A 15520-nucleotide genomic window follows, 5' to 3' on the forward strand; every position below is an offset into this window, starting at 1 on the left:
CGTTTGTGTGGCTTTAGCGCGCGGGAGCGGCGCCGGGAGGCACTGCTCCTCCCCCAAAACTAGGTCGCCGAGCGCGGGTACGCGAGGCGAGACAGCGACAACGACCCCGGCAGACCCGTCGCTCATGACACTCGCCGAGCGTGAGTCCGGACGCGCTAGACCTCGGCCAGGGAGTTGTCCACGAGCGTCAACGCTGAGGCGATCGCCATATGCATGTCCAGGTACTGGTAGGTGCCCAGACGCCCGCCGAAGTGGACGCCCCTCTCCCCCGCGATCAGCTCGCGATAGGCGGCGAGCCGCGCGCGGTCGCCCGGCGTGGACACGGGGTAGTAGGGCTCGTCGTCGCGAGCCGCGAACCGCGAGTACTCGCGCGCGATGATGGTGCGGTCGCGCACGTAGTCGCGCTCCGGGTGGAAGTGGCGGAACTCGTGGATGCGCGTGAAGGGCACGTCCGCATCGGCATAGTTCATCACCGGCGTGCCCTGGAAGTCCCCGGTGTCGAGGACCTCGAGCTCGAAGTCCAGCGTGCGCCACGTCAGCTCGCCCTCGGCGTAGTCGAAGTAGCGGTCGACGGCCCCGGTGTAGACCACCGGAACCTGGCCCGCGACGTCATCTCTGGTGACGCCCGCATCGGCCGCACCCGCGGCGCCTGCGCCGCCAGGCAGGAAGTCCACGCCCAAGCGCACCTCGATGCGCGGGTGATCGACCATGCGCGCGAACCACGCGGCGTAGCCCTGCGCCGGCAGGCCCTCGTGGGTGTCGCTGAAGTAGCGGTTGTCGTAGGTGTATCGCACGGGCAGCCGCGAGATCACCGACGCTGGCAGCTCGCGTGGGTCCGTCTGCCACTGCTTCGCGGTGTAATCCCGGATGAACGCCTCGTACAGCGGGCGGCCGATGAGCGCGACGCCCTGCTCGTCCAGGTTGGCCGGCGTGCGGCCCGCCATCTCCGCGGCCTGCTCCGCGATCAGACCGCGGGCCTGGTCCGGCGTGAGCGCCGCGTGGAAGAACTGGTTGATGGTGCCCAGGCTGATGGGCATGGGGAACACCTCGCCCCGGTGGGTCGTGAACACCCGATGCGTGTAGTCCGTGAAGCCGGTGAAGCGGTTGACGTACTCCCACACCCGTTCGTTCGAGGTGTGGAACAGGTGCGCTCCGTAGCGGTGCACCTCGATGCCCGTCGCCGGGTCGTCATACGAGTGGGCGTTGCCGCCGATGTGGTCGCGACGGTCCAGCACCAGCACGCGCCGGCCGCGCTCGGCCATGCGCTCGGCCACCGTCAGCCCGAACAGGCCCGCACCCACCACGACCAGGTCAGTCATCGTGTGGCCCTCGCCGCGATGCGGCCGATGCGGTCGCCACGCACTGCGGCACCGCTCAGTTCAGCTGGAGCGCCCAGGCGGCGCCGCGGTACACGGCCACGGAGGCCTTGCGGCCGGGGCGGCCCGGAAGGTTCACGAGGTGACCGAGCGTGGTCCGGCGCAGACGCCGGTACACAGCGGGGTCGTCGTACCGGATCGCTCGCCACAGCTCCACCTTACGGGCGAAGTCCTCGTCACGACCCGAGCGGAGCAGCATCGTGGAGGAGATCACGCACACGATCTGCAGGTGATGGAGCATGTAGCGGTACAGCGAGGGAGTGACCTCGTACGGGCTCACCTCGACGTCCATCATCATGCGGTTGACCTTGAGCTGCTGATCGATGCGCGTGATCATCACCTGCTCGTTCACCGACTGATCGGGACGGCCGATGAAGTATCGGTACAGGTCCACGTCCAGGTAGAACAGCGTCCGCACGTGCGGCAGGGGCTCGTAGACGTAGAGGTTATCGACGTAGAACGTGTGCTCCGGCAGTCGCAGGCCGCATTCCCGCAGCACCGCGGTGCGGTACACGAGCGAGTGCATCATGAGGAACTGGCTGGTGCGGAACCTGCCCACCTGGTCCCACGAGAACACGCGTCCTTGAGGCAGCACGTTGCGGTAGCGCACCGCGCGCTTGCGACGGCGGCCCACCTTCTCGTAGACGAAGTTGCTGACCACGAGGTCCACGGACTGCCCGCCGGCGATGAACTCGCGGAGCGTGTCGAGCAGCGCGCCGAAGGCCTCCACGTCGACCCAGTCGTCGCTGTCGACGACCTTCATGTACGCCCCCCGCGCCTCGTCGAGGCCCACGTTGATGGCCGAGCCGTGGCCGCCGTTGGGCTTGTGGATCGCTCTCACCACGTCGGGGTGCGCCGCCTGGTAGAGATCGGCGATCGCGCCCGTCGCATCGGTGGAGCCATCATCGACGATGAGCACCTCGAGGTCCCGCGCTCCGAGCACCAGCAGCGAATCGACGCAGCGCTCCATCCACTCGGCCGCGTTGTACGCGGGCACGACGACACTCAGGGTGACCATCCCCGGCTCCTTCACTGTCCTGGTGCGCCCTTGTCGGAGCCGATGCCATCAGCGTGCGCGCCGCTGGACACCGTACCCGCCGATGCGGGGGCCGCTTCACCAGTGGCTGCCGTGTCGTCGCCCTCGTCTTCAGGCGTGCGCTTGAAGATGATCTTGAAGATGGGGAAGAACACCCAGAACGAGATCATCGCGTAGATGATCATCGTCAACACGTCCGCCACCGTCTCGCCGGTCGAGCCCCACTCGAGGGTGTCGATGAAGAAGTCGTACACCGGCGCCTTGTAGAAGCCCTGCGCGGCGGCGGCGATGAAGGTGATCGCGACGTACGCGATGAAGTACCACATGGCCGCGATCCACGGCGAGCTGTTGGACTTGAACGTGATGTTGCGCTGCAGGAAGAAGTTGATGATCTGCGCGATCGCTAGCGTGATCTGCACGGCCAGGAAGTAGGCGAGGCCGCCCCCGCCCTCGGGAAGCGCACCCGCGGGGTAGTCGAACATGAAGTACTGCGAGCCATCCACATCGGCACCGATGGGAAGCACCTGGAACGACGTGTCCAGCAGGGCGGTGGTGTTGAACCAGGCACGGAACAGCGGCATGAGCGCGAGCTGCAGCACCGTCACCGCCTGGGAGAACACCGTGAAGAGCAGGAACTGCGCGAACCCCGGGCGGCGCTCGACGAACCGGGCCCAAGCGTTCTTGATTCGTGTCAGCATCGGTCTCTCCTAGTGGTTCAGTGCGCGCTCGGCGTCGGCCGCGAGTGCGGACCTCATGCGCTTGGCGTCGGACAGGTTGCGGACGAACGCGCGCACGAGGCGCCCGAGGCCGCGGAACAGGTGGCCGTTGACGATCACCGTGATCGCCTCGACCATGGGCGCGCTCACGGCGCCGCCGGTCATCTTGGCGATCGCACGGAACGGCATGTTGTACAGGAAGTACAGGTTCAGGTCGGGTGCGCCCTTGCGCTCCGAGCGGTCGATCAGCGCACGCAGCACGCGGGCAGCGAACCGCGCCAGCGGGCTCCGCGCATCGTGCATCGCACGCAGCGGGTCGTTCACTCCCAGGTCGCCGCGCTCGGGGCGCGGCTTGGGCAGCGTGCGTCCGAGCAGGCGCGCGAACTCGTCGTCTGGCACCGCCGACACGTCGCCGGAGGCGTAGTGCGGAATACCGGGGGGAGCCTCCTGCGGAGCGTCTCCGGTGAGCGAGTGGGCGGCGGTGAGCCGCGCATCGTCCGCATGCGAGCCGACCACGATCTCGTAGTCGCCCGTCTCGTTGACCCACCGATCACCGGCCGCGTCGAACGTGCGGAACGTGTGACGGTCGAACGGGATCGTGACGCGTGCGCGCTCGCCGGGCTCGAGGTAGACCTTGCAGAATCCCTTGAGCTCGATCACGGGGCGGATCGCACCGTCGGTCAGGCGCCGCACGTACATCTGCGCGACCTCGGCACCGGCACCGGTGCCGGTGTTCTCGAGCGAGAAGGTGGCCCCCGCATCGGACACCGTGAGGTCGGAATAGTCGAACCGGGTGTAGCTCAGGCCGAACCCGAACGGGAAGCGCACGGGGACGTCCAGCGTCGAGTAGTAGCGGTACCCGACGAACAGGCCTTCGCGATACTGCGACGTGTCGCCGGTGGCCGGATAGGTGCGGTGGGTCGGGGTGTCCTCGAGCCGCAGCGGGTACGTCTCGGCGAGGCGACCGGACGGGTTCACCGTGCCCGTGAGCACGTCGACCATCGCGGCGGCGCCCGCCTGTCCACCGAGGTAGCCGTGGACCAGCGCAGCGCACTCGTCGAGCCACGGCATCTCCACGACCGCTCCGGCGGACAGCACCACCACGATGCGCTCGTTCACCTCATGCAGACGCGCCAGCAGGGCGACCTGGTTGTCGTTGAGCGCCAGGTGGTCGCGGTCCTTGCCCTCGGACTCGCTCACCTCGTCGAGCCCCAGGTACAGCAGTACGGTGTCGGCGGCACTGGCGGCCGCGACGGCGTCCTTCGCGAGGGCCTCGTCCTCACCACCGGTGCGGACGAACCCCGGCGCGTAGGCCACGACATCGAGCTCCGATGCGCCGATGGCCTCGAGGGCAGTCGTGAGCCGCGTGGGGTTCACCAGCGACGAGCCGGCGCCCTGGTAGCGAGGCTTGGCGGCGAAGTCGCCGACGACGGCGACGCGCTCGCCGGCAGGCAGCGGCAGCACCGCGCCTTCGTTCTTGAGCAGCACGATCGACTGCTGCGCCGCGCGGCGAGCGAGCTCGTGGTGGTCGCTCGCCTCGGCGCCGCCGGACTCGCCGCCCTCGACCCAGTGCGCGAGCGCCCGAAGCTCCTCGGCGCGAGCGTCGAGGCTGGCCACCTCCAGGTCGCCTGACTCGATCGCCGCCACGATGCGGCGCGCGGAATCCAGGCCGGGCGAGGGCATTTCGAGTCCGCCGCCCGCGCGCACCGCCGCGACCGGGTCGTTGCCGCCACCCCAGTCAGTGATCACCGCGCCATCGAAGCCCCACTCGTCCCGCAGGATCTCCGTGAGCAGGTGCGCGTTCTCGTGGGCGTACTCGCCGTTGATGCGGTTGTAGCTCGACATGATCACGCGCGGGCTCGACTCGCGCACCACGATCTCGAATGCGGTGAGGTAGATCTCGCGCAGCGTGCGCTCATCGACCACGGAGTCGCTCGCCATGCGGAGCAGCTCCTGGCTGTTGGCTGCGAAGTGCTTGGGGCTCGCGGCGACGCCTTGGGACTGGATGCCGCGCACATAGCCCGCGGCAAGGGTCCCGGCGAGGTAGGGGTCCTCGGAGAAGTACTCGAAGTTGCGCCCGCACAACGGACTGCGCTTGATGTTGAGTCCCGGGCCGAGCAGCACGTCGACCCCCTGCTCGGCGGCCTCGGCGCCGAGGGCTCGACCCACCTCTTCCGCCAGAGCGGGATCCCAGCTGTTCGCCACCGTCGCGGCCGTCGGGAAGCACGTCGCCGGCTGCGACGCCGCGATCCCCAGGTGGTCACCCGAGCCGGTCTGCTTGCGCACGCCGTGCGGGCCGTCGGCGAAGAACAGCGAGCGGATGCCGGCGTGGGGAAACGCGCGAGACTGCCAGATGTTCTCGCCGCTCAGCAGCGCGGCCTTCTCGAGGACGGTGAGCGGATGGGCCATGGTGAGTGCTCCGGACTGGTCGAACGGGTGCGGGGGTCGGGTGCCGCGACGATGCGCGGGGGGTGCGGTGCCGGACGAGGCGGGGGGGTCCCGTCCGGCACCGCGGAGGCGTGCGGAGCCGTCTACACGGCGGAGCCCGCGGCCTTCTTCTGCCCGGCCGTCGCCGGCCCTCCGGAGCGGTGGCGGCGCACGCGACGGATCACCATGACGATGACTCCGAGGAGGGCGAGTCCCACCACGACCGTGGCGATGATCTGGACGTAGACCCAGGTCGGCGGCGTGTAGTCGACCGTGGCGCCCGGGGCCAGCCCGTCCATGGCGTTGGAGTTCGCGACCGTGTACAGGATGTCGTGAGTCGAGTCTCGGATATCGGTGACGGCCTTCGCCGAACTCGTGTCGCCGAACGACTTGGACGGCTGGAACGTCAGCGTGAGGTCCGTGCCCGCGTGGATGCCCTCGTTGGGGTTCATGTACGGGTACAGGTTGAAGTCCGAGATCGTGAAGCCCTCGAAGCCCCACTCGTCACGCAGCACGGTGTCCATGAGAGCAACGGAGCCGCCTGCCCAGGTCGCGCCGACCCGGTTGAACGAACTCATCATGCCGCCGGCACCGATGGTCGTCTCCGCCACCGTGCCGTCGTCGTCCGCGAGGTACTGGACGTCCATCGTGATGTTCTTGACGCCCATCTCGAAGGGCTTCAGGTACAGCTCGCGAATCGCCTGTTCGGTCGCCCACGTGGCGATGCCGTTGTTGACGCGGTTGGTCTCCTGCTCGTTCATGGCGTAGTGCTTGACCATGGTGTAGACGCCCTTGGTCGCGACGCCGTTGGCCACTGCGGTGAGCATCTGGCCCGACAGCACCGGGTCCTCCGAGTAGTACTCGAAGTTCCGGCCGCCGAACGGCGAGCGGTGCAGGTTGACGGCGGGCGCGTACCAGCCGTTGATGCCCTTGTGCAGCGCCTCGTTGCCGAGCATCTCACCCATGGCCGCGCCGAGGTCCACGTTCCAGGTCTGAGCGATCAGCACCTCGGACGGGTAGGCGACGCCGTTGATCGCCGAGTTGATGAACGACGAGAAGCCCGCGGGGCCATCCGGCTCCAGTGTCTGCGGCTTGCCGATCGAACCGATCGCCGCCGTCTGGTATGCGCCGTTCAGCAGCATGTCGGTCATCTCGCCCACGGTGAGCGAGTCCAGCAGCTCCTCCCACTTCGGGTCGTCCTTTGCGAGGCCGCGCATGTCGATCAGCGACAGCTCGGATTTCGCACCGGTCGTGGGCATCTCGCCGTCGAAGGCCTCGGCGGCCGCGTCGACATCCCACGCCTCGAAGCCGTCGATGATGGCCTCGTCAGCCACGAACAGATCCGCGGTGGGTGCGGTGGGGAAGGTGCCAGCGAAGTCGGCACGGGACATCACCGGGATCTTGCCCTCTTCGCCCTCGGTGGAGAACTCAGCGGACACGTCGTCGAACTGATTGGTCGCCGCGATCTCGTCGGTCGCACGCGGCTGGGACTCGTCGTAGACCACCGTCTCGTCCACGGTGTAGCCGATCGGCTCCGTGCCAGCGGCGATCGTGTGGGAGTCGCTCTGGACGCGGATCTCGTAGTCGCCCTGCTCGAGCACGTAGGCCCGTGCGTCCTGGTAGTCGTATGAGGCCATGTCCTCGACCGCGAACGACACGGTGACCGTCTCCGAGGCGCCGGGCTCGATGACGCCGGTCTTCACGAAGTCGGTCAGCACGACTTCGGCCTTCTCGATGCCGCCGTCGTAGTACGGGGCGTTCACGTATACCTGGACTACGTCCTTGCCCGCGACGTCGCCGGTGTTGGTCACCGTGACGTCGACCGAGATCTCGCCGTCGGTGTCGCCGAGCTCGGAACCGGCGATCTCCCATGCGAAGTCGGTGTAGCTGAGGCCATACCCGAACGGATAGACCACGGCCTCGTCATAGTCGACGAAGCCCTCGACTGCCGCGGTCTCGTAGTAGCGGTAGCCGATGTAGATCCCTTCGGCGTAGTTCACGAACGGCGCGTCGGACGTGACGGTCGCGTTGGACGTCGCGCTCTCCGTCGCGGACACCGGGTAGGACGCTTCGACGTTGTCGTAGACGAACTCGCCGAAGTTGGCGAACGTCGGGTCGGCGGTGAAGTCCGACGCCCACAGGTCCACCGTGTGGCCCGAGGGGTTCACGTCGCCGGAGAGGATGCGGCCGAGGCCATTGAACGCCGATGCGCCCGGCGAGCCGGCCAGGAGGATCGCGTCGATGCCGGCGTCGCTCTGGAGGTCACCCAACTCGAGGGTCGTCGAGGCGTTGACCACCACGACCACGGTCTCGAAGCTGTCCTTCGCGAGAGCGAGGAGGTCCTTCTCGTCCTGGTTCAGCTCGAGCTGGTGCTGGCCCTCCTCGGCCCTCGGGTCGACGTTGTCGGGGTTGGGGATGTCGAGCAGGTCCTGCGCAAGGTCTCCGCCCTCGCCACCGGGGCGGCCGATGAAGACCACCGCGGCGTCGTCGTACTGTGCGAAGGAGGACGAGACGGACTCGTAGCCATCGATGGGCATCTCACCAATCGTGAACGTCGAACTCATCGGCAGGTCCATCTCGATGTGTCCACGACGGTTCTCCGCCGCGTACTCGTCAATCGCCGCGTAGGCCTCGTCATTGATCGTGAAGCCGGCATTCTCGAGCCCGGTGCGGGCGTCGACGGCCGTGTTGGTGTCGACGGAGCCGGATCCAGAGCCGCCATAGACGGGGTCCGCGGCTGCGCGACCAAGCATCGTCAGGGCGGCACCGCCATCGAGCGGAAGCGCCTCGGACTCGTTCTTCGCCAGCACGATGCCCTCGGCGCCGATGTCAGCGACAAGCTCCCGGGCCGCGACGTCGACAGCGTCCATATCGGCGTAGTCCGACTCGTAGTACGAGGTGTCCCACTCAGCGGACTCCTCTGAATTCGTGAACGTGTACGTGCCGGATCCCAATTGGGACGCGACCCAGCCGCCGGCGACCACGAGCGCCATGTTCGCGACGACGGCGATGACCGTCACCAACGCGATGATCGGGATCCAGATCGACAGGTACTTCCGGTTGGACATCGGCGCCTTCGCGGCGGCCTTGTCCTGACGCGCTCGTGCGTTCACGGCTTGTCTCCTTCATAGAGGTGAAGCGGGTGGGGCTGGGAGAGGTCTGTGGGGCGGCGGGCCGATGCAGCGGCACCTGGCATGGTCGTCGCGGTGGGGGGGGGGCGGCTCGCCCGGCTCAGGAGCAGCCGGGCGAGCTCGCGGAGGAGGACGGAGTTACTCGGTCACCTGGGTGATCTCGCCGCTCTGGTCGATCTGCCAGGTCTCGCCCGTGGCGGCCGACACTGCTTCGATCGTGTAGTCGCCGCCATCGATGTCGACGGTGCCGGTCACACGGTCAGCGGCGTCGGAGGCCACGAACGGCATGACCATGAGGCCGTACTTGACGGTGGGGCTGTCGACGTCACTGGCCAGCATGACCTGGGTCCAGTCGTCGTCCGCGAGCGCCTCGTCGACAGCGGCCTTCGCCGTCTCGAGGTCGGTGGCGACATCGACCGACGCCTGCTCGGACACCTCGGTGTCAGTGCCGGCATCCCCGTCCGTGTCGCTTCCGCACGCGGTGAGACCGAATGCTCCGGTGGCGGCGATCAGCACGGCGAGGCCGCCGGCCCGCATCTTGGTGGTGTTCATGACTGCTCCTTCTGGATCGTGGGGCTGGGAATCGTCCCATACCCCGAACTTGCTCTGGCTCGGGGCGTGGATGGCGGTGCTCCCGCCATCCACGCCCCGAGCATCAAGCGCTCGCTATTCCGAGATCACGCCCGACCAGCTGAGGCCGAAGCCGTAGTCATAGGCGTTGCCCGCGGCATCGGTGTAGGGCGTCATGTCCTTCGCGACGTCCTCCAACTGTGCTTCCACAGTGTCCATGTCTGCCGGGAACTGCATCGGCAGACGGCCCTGCGGCTCGTGCTGGCCGAGCGCCACTTCGACGATCGCCTGGTCGTTGGTGCCGAAGCTGACCAGGATCGCGTCAGCATCCGCCTCGAACTCGGCGGGGATCACCGGGTTGGTGGCCTTGAGCGCGACGATCACGGGGATGTCGTTGCCGCTGGCCTCGACCGCCGAGACCGCACGCGTGAAAGCGTCGAGGTCTGCGGCATTCGAGATGCGCGAGGTGTTGCCCAGGTACGAACGGTTCTCCTGGGTGCCGTCCTCGAGGATGTCACCCGAGATCGACGTCTCACGGACGTTGTCGCCATCGGCCGTGTAGGGCCCGTATTGCAGTGAGAACGGGTACCACTCGCCGGTCTCGGCGTCCTGGCCCGCGGCGGAGAAGTTGTCGCCGTTGTACGGGCTGTCCATTCCCACCAGCACCAGGTCGACGTCGCTGAGGTCGGGCGCGGTGTAGCTCACGACCTGACCCTCCTCGTCGTACTCGACCTCATCAGTGACGACCGCGCCGAAGAACTGCTCGGCGACGTCGAGGTCCATGGTCGGACCCTCGGTGTAGGCGGCGGGCCCGAAGAGGCTCGCCACGCCGACGTCGTAGGTCTGCGGGATGTAGACCGTCGTGTCCGACCAGTCCGCTCCCTCGGCGATGACGCCTTCGTTCTTCAGCATCACGACCGAGTCGAGCTGCGCCTGGTAGCCGGCCTCGACCTTGTCCTCGGAGGCGAGCACAGCCGTCGACTCCTCGGGGTCCAGGAATGCCGACTCGTAGAGTCCCGCCTGGAAGGTCATGTTGAGGATGCGCGCGCCAGACTCCTGGAACCGGGTCTGGGCGTCTGTCTCGAGCTCGCCTGCCTCGAACTTCTCCTGCCAGAGCTCTGCGCCTTCGAGCAGGAACGTCGCGTCGTTGACACCGCCGAACATGTCGTGACCGGTCTGCAGCACCTTCACGTAGCGCTCGGCCGGGGTCATGTCCTCGGCGCCCCACGCGGTGGCGATGAACGCACCCTCGTCGTCTGCGCCGGTCATGACGCCCCAGTCGGTGACAATCACGCCGCCGAACGAGTTGTCATCACGGAGAACCGACATCAGGCCCTCGTCGTACGCCGTGCCGACGCGCTCCCCGAACAGAGGCTCGCCGTCGCCGTCCAGCGAGATGGAGTAGGACGTCATCACGGCCGCCGAGTCGAGCGCGGCCTGGAAGACGGAGACGTGCTCGTCAAGGTTGTCGCCGGGGTACACGCCGTACTTGCCGGTGAAGGTGTGCGACTCGCGTCCGCCCTCACCCGGACCGTCGCCAGGCCAGTGCTTGATCATGGCGTTGACGGACTCTGCGCCCCACTCGGACTCGCCCGCCGTGCCCTGGAAGCCGGAGACGTAGGCACCGGTGAGCTCGGCCGCCTGCTCGGCGTCCTCACCGAACGTGCCGCCGACGCGCAGCCAGCGGGGCTCGGTCGCGAGATCGACCTGGGGACTCAGTGCAGTGGTGATGCCCAGCGCGCGGTACTCCGCTGACGCCATCTGACCGAACTGCAGCGTGTAGTCGGAGTCGAACGTGGCAGCAAGGCCGAGGTTCGACGGCCAACGGGAGATGTCGGCACCCTCGGCGTTGTAGCCGCCGGAGCCAGCAGTCGAACGCGGGTCAGACGCGAAGTTCACCGGAACGTACACCGCGTCCTCGGTCGCCAGGGTCTCGACGAAGGCCTGCATCTCGTTGACCCACGGAACCGTCGTCTCTGCGTCGGAGCCTGCGGCATTCAGGACTGCTCGGAGATTCGACTCCTCGAGGTACTCCTTCTGCGCGTCCGTGAGGCCGTCGGCAGGCGAGCGCTCGTGCGAGCTGAAGAGCATCAGACCGGCGATCTGCTCCACCGACATCTGCGCTGCGAGGTCGGTCGCGCGCTCGGCGGGATCGACGCGCCAGTCCTCCCAGACGTCGAGCTCGCCGTTGGCATTCATGTCCTTGAACGCGTAGGTGGAGCCCTCGGACTCCTCCTCGAGCAGCGTCACGCCGCCCTCCACGCTGTACGACAGCTGCGCGCCGCCGTTCGGGTTCTCGACAATCACGAAGTCTGTGGTGCCGTCGGAGACCTGTCGCTCGGTGTACTCCCCGGCGGCGGCCGACGTCTCGCTGGGCTGCGGCTCCTCGGTGTCGTCCGAGCTGCACCCGGCGACCGAGATCGCAAGACCCACGCCCGCAAGCGCCGCGATCCCTCTGATAGGCATGACCTTCATTGGCCCGTCCCTTTCCTGTTCGTCATCGTTGACCACCCGCGAACGCGTTGTCGACGGGCTGGCACCCGGTTAGCGGGCCGGCCCCGTCCTTCATGCGCCGCTGACGGCGAGGGAGGACGTGTCCCATGAAGTGTCGGCAGGCCGAAGTGCAGCGGAGGGCGTGATCGCACAACCTGTGCGGTCCGCCGCATGTTCTGTCGCTTGCGTATCGGCACCGTGACGCCTTTGTGACCGTTCTGTGACATTGGGCGCCGGGGCACTCGCGTCGGCCCCTCCGCCGACGACACTGAACGCGCCCCAGGATCCCGCGCACGCTCGAAGACGACGCTGGGCGTGCACCAGGGCGCTAAGGCGCGGAAGTGGTGGCGCGAGACAGGGGGCGGGGTCGGGTCAGGCGCGGCGCACGCGCACGTCGCCCGCGAGCACCTCGCGCACCTCGGCGCCGATGTCGACCAGCAGCGCGCCGGCTCCTGACAGGCCGACCGCGCGGCCCGTCACCGGCACGCCGTCGGGCACATCGACCGCGACGTCCCAGCCGATCGTCGCGCACACGCGCTCGACCTCGGCGCGGATGCCGTCGCCGTCTGCTTCGCCCTCCCACGCCGCGACGGCGTCGCGCACATGGGCGGCCAGCGCACGCATCAGGCGCACCCGGTCCAGGTCCGTGGCTCCCAGGGTCGCGAGCGAGGCGGCGTGCGGCACGGGCAGCTCGGCGGACGACTGCGACACGTTGATGCCGATGCCCGCGACCACGGCGCGCTGACCGGGCACCCCCTCGCACAGGATGCCCACGACCTTGCGCCACCGGCCCCAGCCGGGGATGTCCTTCGCTCCCGCCTCGACGACCACGTCGTTGGGCCACTTGAGATAGGCGCCCACGCCGCAGTCGCGCAGGGCGCGCACCGTCGCGAGCCCTGCGACCAGCGGTGCCCAGCCCAGTGCTTCGGGCGCGATCGTCTGGGGCCGCAGCACGAGGCTCACCGTCAGCGCAGCGCCACGGGGAGTGGCCCACTCGCGTCCCGCGCGGCCCCGCCCCGCGGTCTGGTGATCGGCGACGATGCCGCTGAGGTGCGGCCATTGCTCGGGCGACTCCGCCACTGCCCTCAGCAGGGCCGTGTTGGTGGACGGTGAGGACTCGACCACGTCGAGCCGCGACAGTTGGCGGGTGGGCCCCACGATCCCGGCCAGCTGTGCCGTCGTCAGCGGCTCACGGGACGCGGCCACATCTGCGGGCGAGGGGAGGATCACCCGGCTAGGCTAACGGGCAGATTTCCTTGAGGAGGAACGTGTCGGACCAACAGCCCACCAAGTCCACGGCAGGCGCCCTTGAACACCTGCGCGGCAAGCTCGACGACGCCGTCACTCAGCGCGAGGCCACGGCGCAGGACAAGCAGCACGCGCGCGGCAAGAAGTCGGCACGCGAGCGCGTCGAGCAGCTGCTCGACGATGGGTCGTTCGTCGAGCTCGATGCCCTCGCCCGCCACCGCAGCCGCAACTTCGGGCTCGAGTCGAACCGCCCTCACGGCGACGGCGTGATCACCGGCTACGGCACCATCGACGGCCGCCAGGTCGCCGTCTATTCGCAGGACTTCACCGTGTACGGCGGATCGCTGGGCGAGGTCCATGGCGGCAAGATCGCCAAGATCCAGGACTTCGCGCTGCGCACCGGCGTCCCGATGATCGGGATCCTGGACGGCGGCGGCGCACGGATCCAAGAGGGAGTCGCGGCGCTCACCCAGTTCGCAGAGATCTTCCGCCGCAACGTGGCCAGCTCCGGGGTGATCCCCCAGATCTCGATCATCCTCGGCCCCTCGGCGGGCGGCGCGGTGTACTCCCCCGCTCTCACCGACTTCATCGTGATGGCCGACGGCACGTCGCAGATGTTCATCACGGGCCCCGACGTCATCAAGTCCGTCACCGGCGAGAACGTGACCTTCGAGGACTTGGGCGGCGGCCACGCGCACAACGCGAAGTCCGGCGTCGCTCACTACCTCGCCTCCGACGAGGACGACGCGATCGAGTACGTCCAGCACCTGCTCCAGTACCTGCCGCAGAACAACCTCTCCGACCCGCCCTCGTGGGAGCACGAGGCAGATCTCGAGGTCACTGAGGACGACACTGCGCTCGACTCCATCGTGCCGGACTCGGACAACCAGCCGTATGACATGTCCACCGTGGTGCAGACCGTGCTGGATGACGGGGAGTTCTTCGAGATCCAGCCCCTGTTCGCTCCGAACGTCATCGTGGGCTTCGGCCACGTCGAGGGCCACTCGGTGGGCATCGTGGCGAACCAGCCGCAGGCGATGGCGGGCACGCTCGACATCAACGCCTCCGAGAAGGCGGCGCGGTTCGTGCGCACGTGCGACGCGTTCAACATCCCGGTGCTGACCTTCGTGGACGTGCCTGGCTTCCTCCCGGGCGTCGACCAGGAGCACCAGGGCATCATCCGTCGCGGAGCGAAGCTCATCTACGCCTACGCCGAGGCGACCGTGCCCCTCGTCACCGTGATCACCCGCAAGGCCTACGGCGGTGCGTACATCGTCATGGCGTCCAAGCAGCTGGGTGCGGACGTCAACCTCGCCTGGCCGACGGCGCAGATCGCGGTGATGGGCGCGGGCGGAGCGGTGAACATCCTGCAGCGGCGCGCCCTCGCGAAGGTCGCCGAGGAGGGTGGAGACGTCGAGGCCGAGCGGGCCCGTCTCACCGCCGAGTACGAGGATCAGATCGTGAACCCGTATGACGCCGCCGACCGCGGCTACGTCGACGCCGTCATCGAGCCGTCGCAGACGCGCGCGCACATCGTGCGCTCCCTGCGGGCGCTCCGGACCAAGCGCGCATCCCTGCCGCCCAAGAAGCACGGGAACGTGCCGCTGTGACGAACGAGGCGCCGGACTCCGGCCTGCGCGTCCTGCGCGGATCGCCGGACGACTCGGAAGTGGCGGCGCTCGTCGCCGGCATGGCCGCGATCGCCTCGGCAGCGGACGAGGAGCCAGAGCCGGGCGCTCCCACCTCTGCCTGGATGGACCGCTCGCGGACCATGCGCGGCCAGCACCACTCGTTGCCCCTCGCGCGCGGCGGGGCGGCGTGGCGCACCTCGCTGCGGTGAGCCGCCAGCTGCTCGCGCTCGGCGCGGCCGCCGCCCTCGCGGGGGCGGCGCCTCAACTGTTCGCGCGCGCGACGACGTTCGGTGACCGCGCCCCCGCGTCCACCGGTGACTTCCGTCCGGCCGATGCGGCGCTCGTGCTGGGTGCGCGGGTCTGGCAGGACGGGCGTCCGTCCCTCTTTCTGCGTCAGCGGGTCGAGGCGGCCGTCACGCTCTACGAGCGCGGCCTGGTGCCGAGGCTGGTCCTGACCGGAGCCGCGTCGAACCGCGAGGGGCTCGACGAGACCGCGGCCATGGAACGCACGGCGCTCGAGCTCGGCGTGCCGGCTACTGATCTCCTCCGCGATCCGTCAGGGCATGACACGCGTGCCTCCGCGCTGAATGCGCGAGAGCGCCTGGGGCTGACGTCAGTGATCGTGTGCTCGCAGGAGTTCCACCTGCCGCGCGCGATGTGGCTGTGTCGGAGCGTCGGCCTGAACGCGCAGGGCGCGCACCCGGCCGTCATGCTGCGCGGGCACACCGCGTTCGGCTACGCCCGCGAGCTTCCCGCGACGTGGAAGGCAGCCATCGAGATCGCGCGCGACCGGATGGCGCAGGCGGACCGCTAGATCCAGACCGGGAGACCCAGCACAGGAGTGGCCGGCGCGGTCGCGCCGGCCACGGTGGAGATCCCCGATCGCGCTCGG

General features: G+C 68.6%; 11 protein-coding genes. 3 read left to right on the forward strand and 8 right to left on the reverse strand.

All coding sequences use genetic code 11. The features are described 5' to 3' along the window. Nucleotides 1–155: 155 nt before the first annotated feature. From glf to AOP72_RS09980, 8 genes are all read right to left on the reverse strand, one after another. Entirely contained in the window at nucleotides 156–1319 is a 1164-nt protein-coding gene (glf, locus tag AOP72_RS09945) for a UDP-galactopyranose mutase (RefSeq protein WP_062135759.1), read from the reverse strand. Between the two features lie 55 nt (nucleotides 1320–1374). Then, nucleotides 1375–2394, reverse strand: coding sequence for a glycosyltransferase family 2 protein (locus AOP72_RS09950; RefSeq protein ID WP_062135762.1), 1020 nt, complete (start codon nucleotides 2392–2394; stop codon nucleotides 1375–1377). 11 nt (nucleotides 2395–2405) lie between these two features. Next, nucleotides 2406–3110: a GtrA domain-containing protein gene (locus AOP72_RS09955; RefSeq protein ID WP_084631682.1), complete on the reverse strand. Its 705-nt coding sequence runs from the start codon at nucleotides 3108–3110 to the stop codon at nucleotides 2406–2408. 9 nt (nucleotides 3111–3119) lie between these two features. After that, a complete protein-coding gene (locus tag AOP72_RS09960) occupies nucleotides 3120–5537 on the reverse strand; it encodes a glycoside hydrolase family 3 C-terminal domain-containing protein (protein ID WP_062135765.1) in 2418 nt (805 codons plus the stop codon). Between the two features lie 122 nt (nucleotides 5538–5659). Beyond that, complete coding sequence (locus AOP72_RS09965) at nucleotides 5660–8668, reverse strand: glycoside hydrolase family 3 C-terminal domain-containing protein (protein WP_238581656.1); 3009 nt, start codon at nucleotides 8666–8668, stop codon at nucleotides 5660–5662. A 156-nt stretch (nucleotides 8669–8824) separates the two neighbouring features. Continuing rightward, nucleotides 8825–9238 (reverse strand): hypothetical protein, encoded by a 414-nt coding sequence (locus tag AOP72_RS09970; protein ID WP_062135767.1) that lies wholly within the window; start codon nucleotides 9236–9238, stop codon nucleotides 8825–8827. 114 nt (nucleotides 9239–9352) lie between these two features. Further along, nucleotides 9353–11731, reverse strand: coding sequence for a glycoside hydrolase family 3 N-terminal domain-containing protein (locus tag AOP72_RS09975; protein ID WP_062135770.1), 2379 nt, complete (start codon nucleotides 11729–11731; stop codon nucleotides 9353–9355). Nucleotides 11732–12121: 390 nt separating this feature from the next. Next, nucleotides 12122–12979 (reverse strand): biotin--[acetyl-CoA-carboxylase] ligase, encoded by an 858-nt coding sequence (locus AOP72_RS09980; protein WP_062135773.1) that lies wholly within the window; start codon nucleotides 12977–12979, stop codon nucleotides 12122–12124. A 38-nt stretch (nucleotides 12980–13017) separates the two neighbouring features. On the opposite strand from AOP72_RS09980, the gene AOP72_RS09985 reads away from it, so the two are divergent. Genes AOP72_RS09985 through AOP72_RS13260 form a run of 3 tightly spaced genes read left to right on the forward strand, consistent with a single transcriptional unit; the run spans nucleotide 13018 to nucleotide 15442 of the window. Next, a complete protein-coding gene (locus AOP72_RS09985; protein WP_084631683.1) occupies nucleotides 13018–14607 on the forward strand; it encodes an acyl-CoA carboxylase subunit beta in 1590 nt (529 codons plus the stop codon). Continuing rightward, a complete protein-coding gene (locus tag AOP72_RS13455; protein WP_062135776.1) occupies nucleotides 14604–14837 on the forward strand; it encodes an acyl-CoA carboxylase subunit epsilon in 234 nt (77 codons plus the stop codon). Before AOP72_RS09985 ends, AOP72_RS13455 begins: the two co-directional genes overlap by 4 nt. Continuing rightward, nucleotides 14816–15442 (forward strand): SanA/YdcF family protein, encoded by a 627-nt coding sequence (locus AOP72_RS13260; protein ID WP_062135779.1) that lies wholly within the window; start codon nucleotides 14816–14818, stop codon nucleotides 15440–15442. Before AOP72_RS13455 ends, AOP72_RS13260 begins: the two co-directional genes overlap by 22 nt. Nucleotides 15443–15520 lie beyond the last annotated feature (78 nt).

Source organism: Demequina aestuarii (assembly GCF_000975095.1).
Taxonomy (GTDB): domain Bacteria; phylum Actinomycetota; class Actinomycetes; order Actinomycetales; family Demequinaceae; genus Demequina; species Demequina aestuarii.

Excerpts from the sequence above, each read along its gene's own strand:
- AOP72_RS09960 (WP_062135765.1), bottom strand. The coding sequence starts at position 5,537 with ATGGCCCATCCGCTCACCGTCCTCGAGAAGGCCGCGCTGCTGAGCGGC.
- AOP72_RS09950 (WP_062135762.1), bottom strand. The coding sequence starts at position 2,394 with ATGGTCACCCTGAGTGTCGTCGTGCCCGCGTACAACGCGGCCGAGTGG.
- AOP72_RS09975 (WP_062135770.1), bottom strand. The coding sequence starts at position 11,731 with ATGAAGGTCATGCCTATCAGAGGGATCGCGGCGCTTGCGGGCGTGGGT.
- AOP72_RS09970 (WP_062135767.1), bottom strand. The coding sequence starts at position 9,238 with ATGAACACCACCAAGATGCGGGCCGGCGGCCTCGCCGTGCTGATCGCC.
- glf (WP_062135759.1), bottom strand. The coding sequence starts at position 1,319 with ATGACTGACCTGGTCGTGGTGGGTGCGGGCCTGTTCGGGCTGACGGTG.
- AOP72_RS09955 (WP_084631682.1), bottom strand. The coding sequence starts at position 3,110 with ATGCTGACACGAATCAAGAACGCTTGGGCCCGGTTCGTCGAGCGCCGC.